The following is a 3,276-nucleotide window of genomic DNA, read 5'->3' as shown; positions in this document are numbered from 1 at the left end:
GAAATTGTCATGGGCTTCTACATAGTTGAGCACCTGCTGCGGCAGCAGATAGGAGCCCAGCTCACTGCTGCCCAGAATGGACTTGGCCACAATATCCTCCGTAGCCTGACCGCTGACAAAACCGGCTTTCAGGCCGCCATAGACCTCTGCTCCCTTGACAGCATCGCGCTCGGTATCATTGAAAAAAGCGATCCGCGGCATCTGGTAGGCATTGTCTTTCTTAGCCTTGTCTTCCGGCATCAGTCCGGTGCCCATATCCCAGCCTTCGCCATAGAGCAGGATACGCGGATCCACCTCATCCATCGCCTGACGGATTGCATTCATCGTTTCTACATCGTGAATGCCCATCAGATCAAAGCGGAAGCCATCGATATTGAACTCCCTGACCCAATAGAGCAGAGAGTCAATCATGAACTTACGGAACATCTCATGCTCACTGGCCGTTTCGCTGCCAACTCCCGTTCCATTTTGGAAAGAGCCGTTGGCATTCATACGATAGTAATAATCCGGCACAGTCGCCTGAAAGGCCGAATCATAGGTGGAATAGATATGATTGTAAACCACATCCAGTGTCACAGAGATCCCCGCATCATGGTAGGCCTGAATCATCGTTTTCAAATCACGGATGGCCTGCGCTGGGTCAGCAGGATTGCTGGAAAAGCTGGTTTCCGGAGCATTGTAATTCTGCGGGTCGTAGCCCCAGTTGTAGGTGACCTGTCCTGTCTGGTCATAGTCCTTGTGCCGATCGGAGATTGGCTGCAGCTGAACGACATTGACGCCCAGCTTTCGGACATAGTCAAACCCTGTAGGCTGACCCAGATGATTTTCAGTGCCGGTCTGGCAGGCTCCCAGAAAGGTCCCGCTCAGGCGGCCGGCAACCCCTGAGCTCTCCGACTTGCTGAAATCCCGAATATGCATCTCGTAGATAACGGCCTGATTGGGATTGTCCAAACGCCAGATAGCTTCTCTGCCCTGACGGACATGAAAGCCCGGCACCTGCCTCTCCTCTGCTGTCAGAATAGCCGAACGCTTGCCGTCAGGACTGGTGGCTATAGTATAAGGATCGCGGCTGTAAAAGTTCCTGTACTCAAAGCTGACATGATACTGATAGGCCTTCCCAGCTAAGTCCTCTGTCAGCTCCGCTGTCCAGACGCCGATGGTATTATCAGCATGATTCTGAGAGTAAACGGTCCCTTTTTCCATAGGAAAAGTCTGATAGACCGGTGCTTCATTGCCGGCAGACTGGTAGATTACCAATTCTACTTTTTTAGCCGTCGGTGCCCAGAGCTTGAAGGTGTGGCTTTCCCCCGTCTGACGGTGTCCCAGCCAGCCCTGATAGCCCCAGCATTCGTCAAAATAGTCCGGTCTCAGAGCCATATCAAAGTTATGAGGCCGCCGGCGGGAATAATGGTGGCTGGTTGTCGCAGCCTGCAGGGAATAATAAACCTGATGGTCCCCTTCAATCAGCCAGACCTCTGTCCTTAAGTGAGGGGGCAGCAGGTCAATACGGTAGTCGCAGGACTGACTGGACCAGTCCGATCGTTTGATAATGACATGGGCATGGTCCAAGGGGTCCCAAGTCTGGAAGGACAGCTCGCCCTGAATACCGAAATAATCCAATTTTGAAAAGGAGGACTCCTGGCCCCATTTATTCATCTGCCACTGCCACATATCATAGGAGAAATAATCTCCTTTTGGATTGTGGTAATGGACTAAGACCTTATAGTCTAACATTTTCATCAATCTCTTCTCTAGTTACTCTATGGAAAGAGCGTTTTCATTTATTTCATCAATATTCGCAAAAAATTCCAAGTGGTTGCCCAGCACTTCCAATTCGACCGGTGTATCACCGCCGTATTCGCCATCCAGATTCAGCATGAAAGGCTCTTTTTTATCCAAAATTTCCAGTTTCAGTCTGCTGGTTTTCAGATACTCGACATTGACATCCCCTACATGCTGGCCGCCGTTAATGGCCTGCATCATCAGGCCCAGCATATCAAAGAGGTTGGCCGTTTTGACCAAAATCAGGGTGAAATTGCCATCATCCAGCTTGGCATCAGGCGCCAGCTGCTCAAAGCCGGCAATCGAATTGGTCAGCGCAGCAAACATCAGTGAAATTTTCCCTTCAAAAACACCGTGGTCATGCTCAATGCGGACCTTGCGGAATTTGGAGCGGGGCAGGATCTTGGCTCCCTCAGCGACATAGGCAAAGTAGCCCAGACGGGACTTGACCTCGCTGGGAACACTGTAGGTCAGCTCCGTCAAGGTCCCAGCCGCTGCAATGTTGATAAAGTATTTGCTGCCGTAGGCCCGGCCGATGTCCATCTTGATCGTCTGATTCTTTTCGATAATGCGGGCTGCGGCCACAGGATCGCCCATCGGAATCTTCAGTGCCCGAGCATAGTCATTGGTGGTGCCGGTCGGAATAAAAGCCAGCTTGGGTCTGCTTTCCAGCCCGGCCACTCCGTTGACCACTTCATTGATGGTCCCGTCGCCGCCTGCGGCAATAATCAAATCAAAGCCAGCTCTGGCCGCCCGTTCTGCTTCTTTCTGAGCAGACAGGGGCTCCGGAGTTGTCTGATAGGCACTGGTTTCATAGCCGACATCTTCTAAAACATCCAGCACCTCTGCAATATTTCTCTTGATAATTTCCTGTCCGGAAGTTGGGTTGTAAATCAGTCGCGCTCGTTTTGTCTTATCCTTCATATTCAGCCTCATAAGCGGTCAAGCCAGTCCTCATCGCGGATGTCAATTCCCAGTTCCTGAGCCTTGGTCAGTTTGCTGCCGGCATCTGCACCGGCCACTACCAAGTCTGTCTTTTTAGAGACGCTGCCTGAGACATTGGCGCCCAATTTCTGTAATTTTTCCTTGGCTTGAGTCCGTGTTAGTCTTTGTAGTTTGCCAGTAAGGACAACTGTCATACCAGATAAGGCCGCATCAGCAGCAACCTTTTCACCCAGATAGTCCAGGTTGACACCTGCCTCCTTGAGTTCGGCCAGAAGGATTTGGGAGCCTTCCTGCTCGAAATAAGTATGCAGGCTTTGGGCAATCACCGTGCCGAGACTGTCAATAGCGGCAATCTCTTCCTGACTTGCCTGAGACAATGTCATCATATCATGGAATGTTTCCAGCAAAATCCTACTAGCCTTGCTTCCCACATGGCGGATTCCCAGTCCAAACAGGAGGCGTTCAGCCGAGTTCGCCTTGGAAGCTTGAATAGCAGTATACAATTTATTTGCTGATTTTTCCTTAAAATTTTCCAGCTGCAGTAAATTT

3 protein-coding genes are annotated in these 3,276 nt (G+C 50.8%); all 3 read right to left on the bottom strand.

Features of this window, described 5'->3' with window-relative positions; translation table 11 throughout:
• The coding region (gene pulA, locus STRDD11_RS05565) for a type I pullulanase (protein WP_241209339.1) at positions 1 to 1,734 on the bottom strand (1,734 nt) is incomplete at its 3' end.
• A gap of 21 nt (positions 1,735 to 1,755) precedes the next feature.
• Entirely contained in the window at positions 1,756 to 2,706 is a 951-nt protein-coding gene (locus STRDD11_RS05560) for a diacylglycerol kinase family lipid kinase (RefSeq protein WP_128836141.1), read from the bottom strand.
• 8 nt (positions 2,707 to 2,714) lie between these two features.
• Positions 2,715 to 3,276: helix-hairpin-helix domain-containing protein (locus tag STRDD11_RS05555; protein WP_277592705.1), on the bottom strand; the 562-nt coding region annotated here is incomplete at its 5' end.

The organism is Streptococcus sp. DD11, from assembly GCF_001578865.1.
GTDB classification, from domain to species: Bacteria; Bacillota; Bacilli; order Lactobacillales; family Streptococcaceae; genus Streptococcus; species Streptococcus panodentis.
The sequence above is the reverse complement of the archived record's forward strand: the minus strand, read 5'-3'. Positions and strand labels throughout refer to the sequence as shown.